This is a genomic window from Vibrio coralliilyticus ATCC BAA-450 (genome assembly GCF_000176135.1).
Lineage (GTDB): Bacteria > Pseudomonadota > Gammaproteobacteria > Enterobacterales > Vibrionaceae > Vibrio > Vibrio coralliilyticus.
On record NZ_ACZN01000018.1, the window covers coordinates 596,857 to 612,656 of the forward strand.

At 46.7% G+C, this 15,800-nt stretch carries 13 protein-coding genes; 5 read left to right on the plus strand and 8 right to left on the minus strand.

Annotated features, from left to right (window positions below):
• Window positions 1–161: 161 nt before the first annotated feature.
• Window positions 162–1,646: a carboxypeptidase M32 gene (locus VIC_RS22110; protein WP_006962593.1), complete on the plus strand. Its 1,485-nt coding sequence runs from the start codon at window positions 162–164 to the stop codon at window positions 1,644–1,646.
• A 31-nt stretch (window positions 1,647–1,677) separates the two neighbouring features.
• Here VIC_RS22110 and VIC_RS22115 read toward each other — a convergent pair whose 3' ends face one another.
• The gene (locus VIC_RS22115) at window positions 1,678–2,235 is read right to left on the minus strand and encodes a thiamine phosphate synthase (protein ID WP_080555964.1); all 558 of its coding nucleotides are present in this window, start codon (window positions 2,233–2,235) and stop codon (window positions 1,678–1,680) included.
• A 179-nt stretch (window positions 2,236–2,414) separates the two neighbouring features.
• Between VIC_RS22115 and VIC_RS22120 the strand changes: the two genes are divergently transcribed.
• The 3 genes from VIC_RS22120 (at window position 2,415) to VIC_RS22130 (ending at window position 5,773) form a co-directional block, all read left to right on the plus strand.
• On the plus strand, window positions 2,415–3,287 hold the full coding sequence (locus VIC_RS22120; RefSeq protein ID WP_006962595.1) for a LysR family transcriptional regulator: 873 nt from the start codon (window positions 2,415–2,417) through the stop codon (window positions 3,285–3,287).
• A gap of 79 nt (window positions 3,288–3,366) precedes the next feature.
• Complete coding sequence (locus VIC_RS22125; RefSeq protein WP_006962596.1) at window positions 3,367–4,290, plus strand: AEC family transporter; 924 nt, start codon at window positions 3,367–3,369, stop codon at window positions 4,288–4,290.
• Between the two features lie 172 nt (window positions 4,291–4,462).
• A complete protein-coding gene (locus VIC_RS22130; RefSeq protein ID WP_006962597.1) occupies window positions 4,463–5,773 on the plus strand; it encodes a hypothetical protein in 1,311 nt (436 codons plus the stop codon).
• A gap of 42 nt (window positions 5,774–5,815) precedes the next feature.
• Here VIC_RS22130 and VIC_RS22135 read toward each other — a convergent pair whose 3' ends face one another.
• The 6 genes from VIC_RS22135 to VIC_RS22160 all read right to left on the minus strand — a co-directional run bounded on the left by VIC_RS22135 (window position 5,816) and on the right by VIC_RS22160 (window position 13,069).
• Window positions 5,816–6,547 carry a DUF3726 domain-containing protein gene (locus tag VIC_RS22135; protein WP_006962598.1) on the minus strand — a complete coding sequence of 244 codons (732 nt, stop codon included), beginning with the start codon at window positions 6,545–6,547 and terminating at the stop codon, window positions 5,816–5,818.
• A complete protein-coding gene (locus VIC_RS22140) occupies window positions 6,544–8,280 on the minus strand; it encodes a hypothetical protein (RefSeq protein WP_006962599.1) in 1,737 nt (578 codons plus the stop codon). The genes VIC_RS22135 and VIC_RS22140 overlap by 4 nt, the downstream gene beginning before the upstream one ends.
• Before the next feature lie 93 nt (window positions 8,281–8,373).
• Window positions 8,374–9,975: a BCCT family transporter gene (locus VIC_RS22145; RefSeq protein WP_006962600.1), complete on the minus strand. Its 1,602-nt coding sequence runs from the start codon at window positions 9,973–9,975 to the stop codon at window positions 8,374–8,376.
• Window positions 9,976–10,089: 114 nt separating this feature from the next.
• Entirely contained in the window at window positions 10,090–11,079 is a 990-nt protein-coding gene (locus VIC_RS22150; protein WP_006962601.1) for a membrane dipeptidase, read from the minus strand.
• Window positions 11,080–11,145: 66 nt separating this feature from the next.
• Window positions 11,146–12,606 (minus strand): aldehyde dehydrogenase family protein, encoded by a 1,461-nt coding sequence (locus VIC_RS22155; RefSeq protein WP_006962602.1) that lies wholly within the window; start codon window positions 12,604–12,606, stop codon window positions 11,146–11,148.
• A gap of 64 nt (window positions 12,607–12,670) precedes the next feature.
• Window positions 12,671–13,069: a RidA family protein gene (locus VIC_RS22160; RefSeq protein ID WP_006962603.1), complete on the minus strand. Its 399-nt coding sequence runs from the start codon at window positions 13,067–13,069 to the stop codon at window positions 12,671–12,673.
• Window positions 13,070–13,224: 155 nt separating this feature from the next.
• On the opposite strand from VIC_RS22160, the gene VIC_RS22165 reads away from it, so the two are divergent.
• Entirely contained in the window at window positions 13,225–14,121 is an 897-nt protein-coding gene (locus VIC_RS22165) for a LysR family transcriptional regulator (RefSeq protein ID WP_006962604.1), read from the plus strand.
• A 172-nt stretch (window positions 14,122–14,293) separates the two neighbouring features.
• Here VIC_RS22165 and VIC_RS22170 read toward each other — a convergent pair whose 3' ends face one another.
• Window positions 14,294–15,388 (minus strand): hypothetical protein, encoded by a 1,095-nt coding sequence (locus VIC_RS22170; RefSeq protein ID WP_006962605.1) that lies wholly within the window; start codon window positions 15,386–15,388, stop codon window positions 14,294–14,296.
• Window positions 15,389–15,800: the final 412 nt, after the last annotated feature.

A 15,800-nucleotide genomic window follows, 5' to 3' on the forward strand; every position in this document is an offset into this window, starting at 1 on the left:
GAATTCTTTTCCGCCATACCAATAACATTTAAATCACTAAATGCTCGAAATAGTGTGATTTAACAGAGACTCAATCCAAAGGATGTAACCGGATAGTACTTGGTCTGACTACGCGAGGTTGATACACTTTCCTTCTCCTAAATAGTCACGGAAGGCGACCCATGAGCGCATTCGAAAAACTCAAAGCACATTCTAAAAAAATCTCTCATTTCAGCCACCTTGCTTCTATTTGTGGTTGGGACCAAGCAGCAGTTATGCCTAGCGGCGGTAACCAAGCTCGCTCTGAAGCCATGGCGGAACTCTCGGTTCATATTCACGGCCTTCATACTCAGCCTCAACTGGCAGACTGGTTTGCAGAAGCCGAAGGTGAATCACTCAATACAGATGACAAGGCGACACTTCGCGAGTTGAAACGCCAGTGGCAGCAAGCCAACCTTCTCCCAGAAGAACTGGTGCAAGCTAAATCCCTTGCAGGTTCCAAATGTGAACATGCATGGCGTACACAACGTGGTGACAATGACTGGGTTGGGTTCGAGAAGAACTGGGCTGAGGTAGTGAAACTTTCTCAGGAAGAAGCGCAAATCCGAGCAGAGGCAAACGGACTCACTCCATACGATGCCATGTTGGATATCTACGAGCCCGGCACCAGCTCCGCTTCCCTAGACACCTTGTTTAGCAATGTGAAAAGCTGGTTGCCAGAACTTATTGATGAAGTGATTGAAAAGCAATCTTCTGAGCAGTTTATTCAACCTGAAGGTAAATTCGCAACAGACAAGCAGAAAGCACTTGGTCTCGAAGTGATGAAGCTACTGCAGTTTGACTTTGAACATGGTCGTCTAGATGAGAGTGTGCACCCATTCTGTGGCGGTGTGCCATCGGATGTACGAATTACGACTCGCTACGATGAAAACGAGTTCGTTCAGTCACTGATGGGCATTGTGCACGAAACAGGTCACGCTCGTTATGAACAAGGACTACCAAAATCTCTTGCTGGATTACCTTCTGGTGAAGCTCGCTCTATGGGTATTCACGAGTCACAATCGCTATTTTTTGAAATGCAGGTCGGGCGCAGCGACGCCTTTATCGCTCATCTAGCAGGTTTTGCAGCCAAGCATTTCGATGGTCATAACCCAGCGCTATTCTCGCAGGAAAACTTCCAAAAACTATACACCCGCGTGAAAAAAGACTTCATTCGTGTTGATGCCGACGAGCTAACCTACCCTGCTCACGTTATTCTGCGCTACGAGATTGAGCGCGATCTGATCAACGGTAAGATCAAACACACCGATGTGCCTGAACTGTGGAATGAAAAAATGCAGGCTTACCTTGGGTTGTCGACCAAAGACAACTTTAAGAACGGTTGCATGCAAGACATCCACTGGACCGACGGCGCATTCGGCTACTTCCCATCTTACACATTGGGTGCAATGTATGCCGCGCAGTTTATGGCAGCAATGAAGCAAACTGTCGATGTGGATGCAGCCATTCAATCTGGCGATTTAACGCCAATCTTTAGCTGGCTATCAGACAATATCTGGAGTAAGGGAAGTTTACTCACTACCGATGAGTTGGTGAAGCAAGCAACAGGTGACACACTCAACGCGCAATTCTTTAAAGATCATCTCAAGAATCGTTACTTGGGCTAAATGCAAAGGCTGGTGAAATCACCAGCCTTTTTCATTTCTCAACCTGCCAAAAGTCTGAAATCCCGGCAACACCGTGCGCACCGTAGCTTTGAGCATGTTCTACGTTATGGGTATTTTGCCCACCTAAGGCAAAGGCTGGCATGTTCGCCAACTTGGACAACTCAGCAAAACGCTGCCAACCAATCGGAGTGGCATCAGGGTGAGAGTTCGTCGCTTCCACTGGCGAAATAGTAATGAAATCACACCCTGCTTTATTCGCCAGCTCAATCTCCTGCTCATTGTGACACGATGCCGACAGATATTGCGCGCCGCTGTGACGAACTGACTGAATCAAAGCCTTATCTGAGAGGTCTTTTGAGGTAAAGTGCACGCCATAAAAAGGAGCTACATCCGAGCCGTCATAGGAAGCAGAATTGACCAACACAATCCCTTTCACATAGGGACCAATTGCTTGCTTTAGAGACGATAGACTGTACGACTTGGCTCGTACCTGGCACAAACTGTCAACGCCTTGCAAAACAAGTAATTGCGCCAACTCATCTAGACTCTTCTCATTACGGGTAATGGCGTACTTTGTAGGTAACAACATTGGCGACTCTTTTCTCTTCAACAAATTTTGCGAAACAGCCGAAATGTTACTACTTGTTCGTTTTGGTTTCACTATCATCTGAGTCAGCCACATAAACCTACTCGCAAGTTCAGACAATATCTCAACCAGCTATGTTATTCTCAAAGTCGTTTTTGGTTAAAGTTTGGAGTACTTTATTTATGTCCATCAAAGCGTTGAAAACCTTGCGGGCGATTATTGCCCACGGCAGTTTTTCTGCAGCAGGTGACAAAATAGGTTTAACGCAGGCGGCGGTCAGTACCCAAATGAAACAACTTGAAACGGAACTTGATACCAAACTGTTTGAGAAGATCGGTCGCAATTTGGCTCTTACTCGTGATGGCGAAAAAGTCATGCAACGAGCGGAGCAAATTTTATCAATGTATGATTCTCTCGGCGACGGTTTAGGTCAAAACGGTCTCTACAGCGGCGAGCTACTGGTAGGGGCAGTATTTAGTGTTCAGGTTGGCGCACTTGGCCCTGCCCTAGCTTCAATTCGTCGCCAATATCCCAAGCTCTCGATTAAAGTATTTCGAGGTATGTCAGTCGATTTGGCTGAGCGGGTTGAGACCGGAGAATTGGACGCGGTTTTAATTACTGAACCACAACGGAAGATACCGACTGGCTTTAGCTGGACGACCATAGAGCAAGAACCTTTTTACGTTGTCGCTCATAAGGATACAGCCGAAACTTCCGATAGCGATTTACTCAAAAACCACCCATTTATAAAGCTGGACGCGCGAGCTTGGGCTGGCACAATGATTGATAACGAGCTCAAACGTAGGAATTTGATCACAGATACTGTGATGGAACTGGATTCCCTCCAAGCGTCGTTGATCATGGTGCAGGAAAAACTGGGCGTTACCGTTATGGCTTTAGGGGAAGCCAGAGCAAACAAACTACGAGAAGAATACAAACTCGTTCCCTTTGGTATACCACGACTGCACCGCAACATGGGTTTGTACCAGAGAGAACATCACAGCAGAAAAGAGCTAGTTCAAGTCTTGCTCGATGAGTTGTTACCCATAAATTAATTTTACGTTTTTGTTAAAAATCCATAATTATTTTTTCGCCTTCTTTCTTTGTACTCTTGGATGAAGAAAGGAGAAAAATATGTCAGCTGCTATCTCGGCCTTACTGCAGGTCATGTTCATCATATTATTGGGTTATTTGATTCGTCGCTTAATGCGTTTTAACGATTCATTCTGGGACGAATTGGCCAAGTTGACCTATTTTCTCCTCACTCCCGCTTTATTAATCTACTCGCTTGGCAACAAACCATTGGATGATCTGCCATGGTTCAGCATTGCTAGCGTCTTGGTTGTCGTCCTTCTTACCTGCAGTGTTTTACTCATCGTCTGGCAACGCTATGTGCGCTCTGTTGACCCAGCGTCTTTTACGTCAATATTTCAAGGAGGCGTGCGCTTTAATAGTTTTGTGGCGTTGGCCATCGTCTACAACTTGTTTGGGGAGTCTGGCATCGTTGCCGCCGCTATATCGATGTCAGTAATCATCATCACCGTAAACGTACTGTGTCTTTTGGTGTTTTCTTTTTATGGTCAGGAAGTGAAAAGCTGGAAATCGATATTTATCAGCCTATCGCGCAACCCCCTTATTCTTGGTTGCGTGATTGGATTAACGGTTAATCTAAGCCCGCTGTCTCTACCCGATGAAATCAATGTAACCCTTGGTTTATTAGGCAAATGTGCACTGCCGTTAGCACTGCTTGCCATTGGCGCAGCTCTGAAAACAGACCGCAATGAATCATTCAAAGAAATGGTCGTCGTTGCTTCTGTGATGCAGCTGCTTATTAAACCGGGAATGACTTTTGTGTTCGCGCTTTCACTTGGGCTTGAAGGCATGATACTCGCGATTGTTACCATCATGATGGCAGTTCCCACCGCCCCTTCCGCTTACATTCTTGCAAAACAGCTCGGTGGAAACAGCACCGCCATGGCATCTATCATTGCTCACCAGACTTTTCTTGCCATCTTTACACTGCCTGTAACGTTTTATATTCTCAGCACTTATGGATAAAGAGTGGTTATTCCTTGAAACTTAGTGGTCGTACCTCTAATTAGAAAGTTTCAACCAAAAGTCGAAGATCACCGAGTTCATTTTCGTTAATGTAGTTAATACATCCCCAAGCCTCGGCTATGTCTGTTCAAAGATGACCCGGTGCGTTCAACATCGTTAAGTGGAGGTTTCTATGCAAGTCAAACTACTTAAACGTCTCATCAAAGACAAAATCTTTGGTAATACTTCTAATACTGCGCGCGGTGTTCAGGTTGCACAAATGGCGGATGCTCGCATGGGCGCCATGTACATGTTAGCGAGTACAGAAATTACTAAAGTTGCCAAAATTTCGAATGCACACTTTTTTAGTGCATTTGTTGTAGGCACCGAACCCTTCACAGACTTCAAAGATGCTGCCATGGGCCTACTCAACAACACTGAGACCATGACTAAGCTCAAAAATAGCAAAGCAGCGAAAAAGATTTCGAAAGCCGCTTCAAAAGTCGCGGAAGTCACCACTTCAATGAAGAATGGTATCAAAGACCTTTTGTCTGATTTTTTCCGCACCTTGCTCAACAAAGTCAGCCATGTTTATGGTGATTTACTGCATGGTCTGGAGTGGCTAGCCGAGGTTGGGAGCTGGCTGATCAGTAAATTTGCCGGTAATTTCGCGGATCTGATTCCTGGTTGGGGGCATGTAAGAAGTGCTTCTTCTCTTTATTCAGCAGTCAAAAAGTCAGTTCTGAAATCGAAAGACCTCATTACTCAAATCTATAAAGGTCGTGGTGTCGAGCTACTGGGCGGCCACCCTAGCATTATATCCAAAGCGTTGGCTCGCCACTCTGCAACTGGCGCACTAGGTGGCATCAAAAGTGTTGCGCTTAGCGTCGCTGGGATCGCGGGAGCCACTGCCGCCGGCATTGGTTCTATCATCAGCCTTATCGTTGCTGTTTTAGAGCGTATTATCAAATTGGTCGACTTTTTTGTTCAGCGCGCTCTACTCGACAAAGTCCTCAAACGTGCCAAAAAAGAATGGCACAATCGCACCGCCAATGGCAGCTTGGTCAGTGATCACAAGATGTTTTCTGAGTGGTTTCAGAATGCGGTGGTGACGACTCCAATTGTTGCCGCACTCGTTATGGGCAGTGGTTTTGTCGGCCATCCAATGAAGTTTGCACAATTGCTTACGCCTAAGTTAGATGCTGTTTCTCAAGGCGAGTATGATAAAGCCGTGGTTTACATTGATAAGCTTAAATCGCTTTCGACCAAATACGTTCAGGAATACGTCGGCAGTTACAAAATTGATTTCTCCAGCACCGATGGCGTGGTTAACGCTCGACTTAATGAACTCAAGGAGGGTAAAGGCATACTGGATGGACACGAATTCGCAGTGAAACCCGCCGCGGTAAAACCAGCAGTCGCCTCCCGCAGTTCATTGGCGAAAAGCAATCTCTCACTCTCACAACTTGCGTCTTTACATGGCATGCCACCATTGGATGTGTGATTGAATGAAAAAGCCAAGGTCTTAACCTTGGCTTTTTCAGTGTTAGACCAGCTCTCCAGCACCCTGCCTTGAACGTTCGCTATTCTCGACCAGAAACACAGTCGCGGTCTGCTTTAGTAATTCCCATTCTTCGTCTTCAACGAAAATACCCTCTCGCCATGAGGACTGCTGTGCATCGACGAGCTCCTTAGCATCAACATACACGTTGTAGCCTTGCGAACTAGCACTGACATCAAAATCACTTACCGCTAATTCAATCGTCATCGAGTGTTCACTTTCTATCGAACCACGGCTCTCCTCTGAGAAATACAGTTCCGGCGCAATTTGGCCTCGATTTAACACGTACAATACATTTTTAGGGCTGGTGCCATTGGTCCAGCGGGCACGACACGCGATACCTTTAGCTGCCAACTTCACTAACTCGCTATACGCCAGCCAACGGTTATGGCACTGCTTAAGCTCAATAGTAATGGTTTTAGACTGGACCATTTTCTCCAGCGCAAAGTCCAACACGGCAGGTAAGTGACAAGCCACACTGCTATTGTGCAAATCCACCTCTAGGCTCTCATCAGAACGTTGTGAAATCGACACCGCGCAGTCAGAGTCTAAACCGAGAAAGCGGCTGGCATTATTAAATTGACGAACACCATGCAGCCCCGCCATTTGTAAATCGGCCACCATATTGGCAATAACATCCGCTTCACCACACAAACGACGTGCGCCTAAGAACGCTTTATTGACTGCAGCAACCAGCTCATTGTGTGACACGATCATAATGCGTTTCCTCCTTGGACCTTGTTCGGCTGACGATTCTGGATCTCACTTTCGGTTGGCATCAAAGGGAAAATCCAATTGTCGTTGTGTTGGTCTGAGTCGATTTCGTCCAGCAAAGGGGCACCTTGAAAGAAGGTCACCCGTACCCAGCGATCTGAGCGGGGATCAAACTTCGTCGCACCAAAGAAAGACAGCTTACAGCGCAGCAAGTGCATAGGCAGTGCATCTTGGCGTAACACGTTCATCTGAATATCGCCCATCTGGCGATGCCCCAAGGTCCAGACTCGACGCGCAACAGAGCGATATTGAGGATGTTGTAATAGAAACTGAGCCAGTGACATCTCACTCGGCTGCTGAGAGGCTGCGTTAAACAGGCGGTTGACCTGACGACCAATATCGAGCGGCAGCTCTCGGTCTTCACCGGACTCTTCTCCGCGAACCCCAAGTCTCGGCTCTTCTTTATCCTGAGAGCGATACCAGAACCAATAGTTGTTTTCTGCCAGCGAGTAATCGGCGTCAATCGCCCAGCGATACTTATCGTTTAACACACTAAGCAAATCACCAACGCTTTTTCCGGTAGCAACAGACAACGTTTCGTCGGTGTTCATCTGCTCTTCAAAACCGTTAACCAGTTCTGGGTAAAGTTCAATCAAACAAGAAGTGACAATCTCTTGAGTTTCCAAACTGTAGGTCGTCAAACCCTCCATCACACTCTGCCAGTTGGGCTGCTGTGAGGTGATGTTCGCCAGATCTTTATGAATAATAGTAAGCTCAGCAATCGCCTGTTGATTCAACGTATCCTGATGCGGATTGATGGTCACTACCTGCTCTAAGTGTTTGATGGCTTTATTCAATAACTGACTCAAAGGCCCATGCATCTCTGAATCGCATGGCTTTGCCAGAACAAGCGCTAAAGCACTTTCACGGGCCGTCATCCATTGATCAACGATACATGGGTGATTAATCAAATAAGGCGCCATGCCCAACCCAGTGGCATTGCCGACGCCAAGATAGCGTTGCAGCCCTCGGTCTAGCTCGACTGCATTATCGCCACCTTCCTGACGTGCAAGATAATGCACCCAATCGAGACTGAACTCACGTAGCAGGTACACAGCACACATCTGCGCACTGAAGGACAGACTAAAGTCCGGATTGTTCTCCAGTAGCTTGAAGTCCGCAATCCCAAACTTACCGTTGCCATACACGGCTGTTGTTCTGAGGATATAACCCACCTGTGCCAGCTCTTCGCCTTGTGGTTGAAGGCCTTTAGCCAGCGCCGAGACAATATGTTCGAACACTCGTACACTTTTATTTGCTCTTGCCAACACCAGCACATTGTTTGGATTGCGCCCTGCTTCCTGAAGCGGAACATTGGCACGCAATTGTTCAAGCAAACTCACATCAACATCACCGTAAACCAAGGCAAACGTGACATCCCACCTTTCCGCGATGACTCTGTCATTGCGCTCTTCGTCTGCAATCTGATCACAAAACACCACGAGATGATAAACATGGTGTGGGGTGTTAAGTCGGTAAATGACATGGCCAAACCCTTGCGGGCAAAGTTGCCAATCATGACGACTCACCTGCCATTGTTGTCTAGCCATTTTACGAATCAGACTGCGTACAAAACTGATTCGATTCTGGTGCATAGCTCCTAGCCTTTCTGGCGCCATGACCACCTCTGCATTGCGCAGCGATGTTTCAGTGTAAGTAGAACGATGTGCATCCATTTTGCTCACCACCTGTTGTTATTGTAAGAATGGTTGGAGTGTGCGGACAATTTCCGCACACTGTTCACGTTATTTGTCGTTAATAATTAACCACTAGTACCCTTGCGCCTTCGCCATCTTGATTGCGATTTGTGGCGCATTCCAAAGTGATGGCAGCAGTATCAATGACACCGGAACCGCAGTGATCACGATAAAAGACTGCAATGCGGAGATTCCGCCTGAACCCAGTGAAATCAGAATCAGCGCCGTCACACCCATGGCGACACCCCAGAATGTGCGAACGATAGCATTAGGCTCGGTTTCTCCACTAATCACCACGCTGATGGTGTACGTCATAGAGTCACCGGTTGTAACGATGAAGATCGTCGTCAGGATAAGGAACAGCACCGACACCACCATAGGTAACGGTAGTTGTTGAGTAACCGCCAATAGCGCACCTGGCAGGTTGAAACCTTCGAAGGCTTTACTGACACTGCCCGGCTCGGCAATTTCAAACGCCAGACCAGAACCACCAACAATAGTAAACCAGAAGCAGGTCGCCAGTGGTGCCACAATGCTAATAGTCGAGATTAACTGGCGGATACTGCGACCGCGGGAAATGCGCGCAATAAAGATTGCCATCATAGGTCCATAGCCAAGGAACCATCCCCAGAAAAAGACCGTCCACCAGCTAAGCCAGCCTTCATCCCCACGATAAGTCGCCATTGGTATGAAGTTATCGAGCATGCTGCCCACACCCTGAATGTAGCCGTTGAAGATAAAGTTCGTTGGGCCAAATAGAAGAATGTAGATCATCAGGGCGATAGCCAAAATTACGTTGTAACGGCTAAGCATCTGCATTCCACGATTCAGACCACTCAGAGCAGACAAAGTATAAAGTGCGATGGCAATCAGAATAATGATCAGCTGAGTGGTAAAGCCGTCGGGAATATCAAACAATGCGTTTAACGCGTAGCTAACCTGTAGACCTAGGAAGCCAATTGGACCTATCGTCCCTGCAGCAACCGCGATGATGCAGCACGCATCAATGATCGCACCCGTATGGCCTTTTAATGCACGTTCACCAAGAACCGGATAGAGAAGAATACGAGGTTTCAGCGGCAGACCTTTATCGTAATGAAGATGCATCACCACAATAGCTGTCAGGCTGCCAACAATGGCCCATGCAAGGAATCCCCAGTGCATAAAGGATTGCGACAGTGAGTTGACGGCTAACTGTTGAGGGTTATCTTGTGGACCATAGAGAGGCGGTGGGCTAACGTAATGGGCGATTGGCTCTGCCGCAGCCCAGAACACTCCACCACCAGCGAGTAAGGTACAGAAGATGATCGCAGTCCAGCGGAAAGTATCCATTTCGGGTTTGGTTGTGCCACCGAGTATCACCTTACCTGTTCGCCCTGCAGCGAGCCCAAGGCCAATAAGAAAGGTGAGAAGCAGTAGCAACTGCCAGTATGGACCAAACACTTTCACTGACCAGCCAAATCCTGCATTGACCAGATTAGACAGCAGTTCGCCATCATAGAGCGCTAAAGCAACAAACAGAGCGATGAACCCACCGCTATACCAGAAAGCGGGATTGCTCAGCCCAAGCTTGTCAGGCGAATTTTCATTGGCAGACGTATTGTGCTTAGCCTGTGATTTGTCAGATGCCATGTTCATTGCGGCAGCTTTCATGCTATTGGTTAAATCAGACATATGCTGACTCCAGAAGTTTTTCGGTAGTGGCCATCAGGCCAGCTACACGAGTGTATTCAACGACCCACCTTGTTTTAGTTGTTGTGGTGGGCTGCTCCATGTTTGGGTTAAGGTTTATGAAATAGGCTCAAGTCCTTCTTTCAGAAAGTTAAACCAGTTATCACCCAGTATTTGTCCCGCCTCGGATTCACTGAATCCATGACGAACTAATCCGTTGTAGATGTTCTCCATCCCTTTACTTCCGCTAAACCACGGCAGCGCATCCGGCCAGCCCGAATTGCTCGCAGAGCCTTCGCCATAATCCATCGCCTTAGACCAGCGCCCATTGCGCATCCACTCCAACACTTGTTGTGGTTGGTTGAGGCATAGATCGCTGCCAATACCAAGGTGTTCAACACCGAATAGCTCGGCCGTTTTCGCCACCATCTGGCAGAAGTCTTCTAGTGAACATTGGCTGCCGTTTGGCAAGTGAAATGGGTAGAGGCTGAAGCCAATCAAGCCACCACGCTCGGTCAGCGCTTTAATCACTGTGTTGGATTTGTTACGAAGCGCATCGTGAGCAAAGCTCGGGTTCGCATGGCTAATGCAAATCGGGCGGGAAGAAAGGTCAATCGCTTCCAGCGTCGAACGTTCCGCGCTGTGGGACATATCAATGATCATCCCCACTCGGTTCATTTCCGCGATGGCTTGCTTACCAAAGCGAGTAATGCCCGTATCGTTCGCCTCGTAGCATCCGGTCGCAAGCAAACTTTGGTTGTTATAGGTCAGCTGCATAATCAGCAAACCTTGGCGGCGCATCACCTCAATCAGGCCAATTTCATCGTCAATTGGCGAGCAGTTTTGCGCACCAAAGAAGATACCGACCTTGCCTTGTCGCTTAGCGGTTTCCACATCGGCCATTGAGTAGATGGGCATGATGAGATCGGAGTTTTGTTCAAAACGTAAATTCCACTCAGCAAATCGGCTCAGGGTTTCACGTGCATTTTCGTGATAAACAATGGTCGCATGTACTGCGGTGATTCCACTGGCCTTGAGAGTTTGGAAATACTCTCTGTCCCAGTTGCAGTACTGAAGTCCATCAATGATGATTCGTTGTTGGTACATAACCATTCCTCAATAATTCTTAGAACCGCTCTATGTCGGGCAGCGCAGCGGTTGCCCAATGCAGACTTAGTACGGACGTTGATATGCCGTTTTCACTACGGTGTAGAACTCTTTGGCATACTGACCCTGCTCGCGAGGACCAAAACTAGACTCTTTACGGCCACCAAATGGAACGTGGTAGTCTGTCCCTGCTGTCGGTAGGTTGACCATCACACAGCCAGTTTGCGCTTGTTGCTTGAAGATGGCACTCGTGCGCAGGCTTTGCGTCACAATCCCGCCAGTCAGACCAAAGCGAGTATCGTTGGTGACGGCAATCGCTTCATCTAAGTCAGCAACTCGAATCACGCTCGCCATTGGTGCAAAAACCTCTTCCTGGTTCACTTCCCAGCTGTTTTGCGTGTTGAGGAATAACGTTGGCGACATGTAGTAGCCATCGTGTTTGAGGTTCAAACGCTCGCCACCAAACGCTAGCTCAGCACCGCTTTGACGTGCTTTCTCAATCCACTCGAAGTTTGCCTCTAGCTGATTGCCATCGACGACAGGGCCCATAAAGATGCCTTCTTCCAACGCATGGCCTACCTTAAGTTCGCTCATGCGTTTGATCAGCGCTTCTACGTAAGCGTCATGGATCCCGTCCATCACCACTAAACGTGAAGAGGCTGTACACTTCTGACCCGCGCCGGAGAATGAACCCGCGATGGTTGCTTCAACTGCAATTTGAATGTCTGCATCATCGGCAACAACTAGGGCGTTTTTGCTGCCCATTTCAAGCTGGCACCGAACAAAGTTTGGTGCTGTTGCCGCCGCCACTTTGCGCCCTGTATCGACGGAGCCAGTAAAGCTCACACCATTCACGTCTGTTGAATTAATCAGTGTGTTACCAACTTGAGAACCGCTACCCAATACCAAGTTAAATGTGCCTGCTGGCAGCCCTTGACGATGAACAATTTCAGTCAGTGCCACGGCACTGGCTGGCGTCAAGTTGGCAGGTTTCCAAACAACGCTGTTACCAAATGCCAGCGCTGGCGCTATCTTCCAAGCAGCGGTTGCAGTCGGGAAGTTCCAAGGAGAAATAATGGCGATAACGCCTACGGCTTCGCGAGTCACTTCAACAGAGACCCCTGGACGGACGGAGGCAGCGTTATCGCCAATCTGACGCAACACTTCAGCAGCGAAATATTGGAAGAACTGGCCTGCACGGTAGATTTCACCGCGACCTTCAGCAAACGGCTTGCCTTCTTCACTCGATAGTAGCTTTCCTAGCTCATCGCAACGGGCAATCAGTTCATCACCAATCGCTTGCAGTACCGCCTGCTTGCGCTCGATGGGTGTTTTTTCCCACTCCGGTTGAGCCTGCTTAGCCGCCTGAATAGCTTGTTGAACCTGAGCTTCACTCGCCTGAGCAAAATCACCCAGATTCTCGCTGATGTCGGATGGGTTAATGTTGGCAACGGTATTGATGCCTGATTGCCATTCGCCGCCAATGTAGAGCGATTTTTCGGCCTGAACGTTGTTTAATGATGTCATGATTGCTTCCTTTGTTCTTGCTGACGGCTTTACTCGCCATCAGGCTGTTATTCGTAATAAGGGGTTACTGGTCTTGGCTCGCTGAAGCGTAAACGACAAACTCCACCAACATCTCTTCTCTTGCCAGGCCAGCAACGACCATGGCAGCGCGATTTGGGTACGGCGCGTTGAAGTACTCGGCGTAAACTTGATTAACCGTTTTGAGATATTCGCGGTCAGTCACGTAAATCAGCACTTGTAGAACAGAGTCCAGTGACTCGCCTGCGCATTCTAGGGTGTGCACCAAGTTGTTAAATGTCTGACGGGTTTGCGCTTCGATACCCCCTTCCACGACAGTACCAGTGGCATCAATCGGGATTTGCGCGGTATAGAGAGTGCCATTATTAACAATCGCCCATTCCAGAGGAGCCTTAGAGGCGAACAGTGATGTTTTGACTGGGTGTTTTTGAGTTTGAGTATTCACGTGCCCTCAACCTTTTGTAACAAAATTGTTTCGCAATAGTTAAATCTTGCACTTTGACAGACGATAAATCGAACGGTAAATTTCTTACATTCGATAAAAAAAACTTATCACCTTACTGAGACTATGGTGAATAAAGGGATGGTAAGGAGTCCGAGTTGAGCATCAAATTTCAACAATTAAAGCATTTTGTGATGGTGGTCGAAGAAGGCGGTTTTCGCGCAGCATCACATCGAGCCAACCGTTCTCAGGCCGCATTATCCACATCAATAAAAGAGCTGGAAAAGATATTGGGACAAGCATTATTCGAAGCGGGTAACAAAGCCAAGTTAACCCCATTTGGTGAAATCTGCTTGCCGAAGATCGTTCAGTTTCTCAATATCTACACAGCGCTAGACAATGATTTGCGAGCTGCTGCAGCCGGCCAGCAAGGAAGGGTAAAAATTGCCAGTGTTCCCTCTGTTGCCGCTAAACTCATTCCGAGCGTTTTAGGGGCATTCTGCGAGCAACACCCAAACGTAGAAGTCAGTTTGATCGATGACAATGCCGCAGGGGTCGAAGCGAGATTACTCTCTGGCGAGGTTGATTTAGCACTGGGAAACCCGTCTCATCTCGATGATGACAACATGACGTTCACGCCTTTATTATCGGACCCGATTGGTGTGGTGTGTTTGAGTGATAACCCGATTGCGACTAGCCGAGAAGGCATTGAGTGGCAAACATTGCTCAAGCAGCCATTTATTCGTAACGGGACCTGCACTTTGCTTGATCCGACGCCTGCCCGAGCTCTAAGTCAGCAAGCCCTCTACTCGGTAGAGAACATTACCTCGCTGTTTTCCGTATTAGAACTGGGCATCGGTGTCACAACCCTGCCGAAATTGGCCTTCCCTACCAATGAAACCAGATTGGTATGGATACCACTTATCGACCCGCCATTGGAAAGACAAATCGGTATCTTCACACTCAGCGACCGCACTATTTCTCCGCAGGCACAAGCGTTTCACGATTTATGTGTGGAGTACTTAAACTATCAGGACGATCACAGTCGGGTGTGAGCAAGATGAGCAATCTCTGATCTCTTAAATTTGCTTTTAGACAGGGTTACACACTGATACTAGACAGTTGGGAAAGTTAGATAATTACGTTGATAAGAGAAACCAATAGTTAGGTATCCCAAATAAAAGGGTACGTTTTACACGTACCCATATGAATCAATAAAGCATAGGTTTAACGACTCACGCCAGTTGGAGTGATATCTTCTGGTGTAAGATCTTCGATATAGCCATTCTCATCAACAGATAAGAAGAAGGAGTTATCGCTAAACTTGCCTGTAAGCATATAACCATCGCCACTTGGGCGCTCTAGAACACTATTGGCGTAGTCATCAAACTCATCATAAGCATAGGTTTCATCTATACCTATTACCCCATCGGTATCAAAGGTTAGCAGCCAAGAATCCCCATTTTTCATACCCGCAGCTAGAATGTTGTTTTGGCTCCCTTGCGATAAACCATTAATGATATTTCCCTCATAGTTTATCGACCAAATCATGTTGTAGTCTTCATCAAGTTTTGTAACGAAGGAATCGTGAGCTACATAAAGCTGTGATTGACTGATAATGATATCCGTAAACCCATTAGAGGCAGCGGGTTCCTCATAAACCAGCTCTGAGTAGCATTCGCCGGCAGAAAATGATGTCGCATATATAACGCCTCTTGAATCGGAATGGCCCACAGAAATAGCGATACCATCTTGATAAGCAGAACTATTTAGTGTGACACCTTCACCAACCTCAATGGTACAAGTTTGCATTTCCCCGCTAGCAGAATAATGCGCGACAAAGCCATTTCCTTCGCTCGGATATTGACCTGTAATGATCACACCATCAGCACCATCTGATTCTAAAGAACGATATTCCGCGTTCTCAGAAGTGACTCGGTCAATCTCAACCCCATCTTTACTTATCAGAAGTAACTGAGAGTCAAGGTTGTGATGCGAGGATAGTGCTAGGTAGTATATTCCGCCAGACTCGACAATATCCATACCTTGGTAATAGCTGCTTTGCTCAAATGATTTTAGCCAACTTACCTCGCCATTTTCATCGATCTTTGAGGTAAAGTCATAGATGGGATGACGTCGGTGGTTCGTATCTTGCTGCATACTCGGTAAAGGTGCACGTCCTTCACCAGTTGTCATCATAAAACCATCAGAGTCTAGGTTAGAAAACCCACCATAGGTAAGACTCAAATACTTAGACCATTGATTGTCGGCCTGCGCAGCTGTAGCAAACAGGAAGGATAAAGCCAATATAGTACGTTTCATTATTTTCCTTATGAGGTTTGTTGTCCCAAAAATATCTTTCCATAGGCATAATATTTTTATAGGGCTTATTATAAAACCTGTGATTAGTTGTTAAAAAACAAATAAGGATATTAATACTAATATCATAGGAATTACCTTTATCTAAATATACGGGTTAAAAATTAATGTTAATTACAAACATCTATATCTTTCAAAAATAATAACGTAAATAAAATAAACAAAACAAATAATAAAAATCTAATTTTAATTTACAAAAAATATAAAAACCAAATGCTCACACCTTACCAATAAAAATTGTAAATATAATTCATGCACATACTAATAACAAAAATAAATATAACACTAAAAACAAAAAAATTATTATTAACAGTGATATTTTGCATATATATCGAGTTATTAAAATCAACCCTAA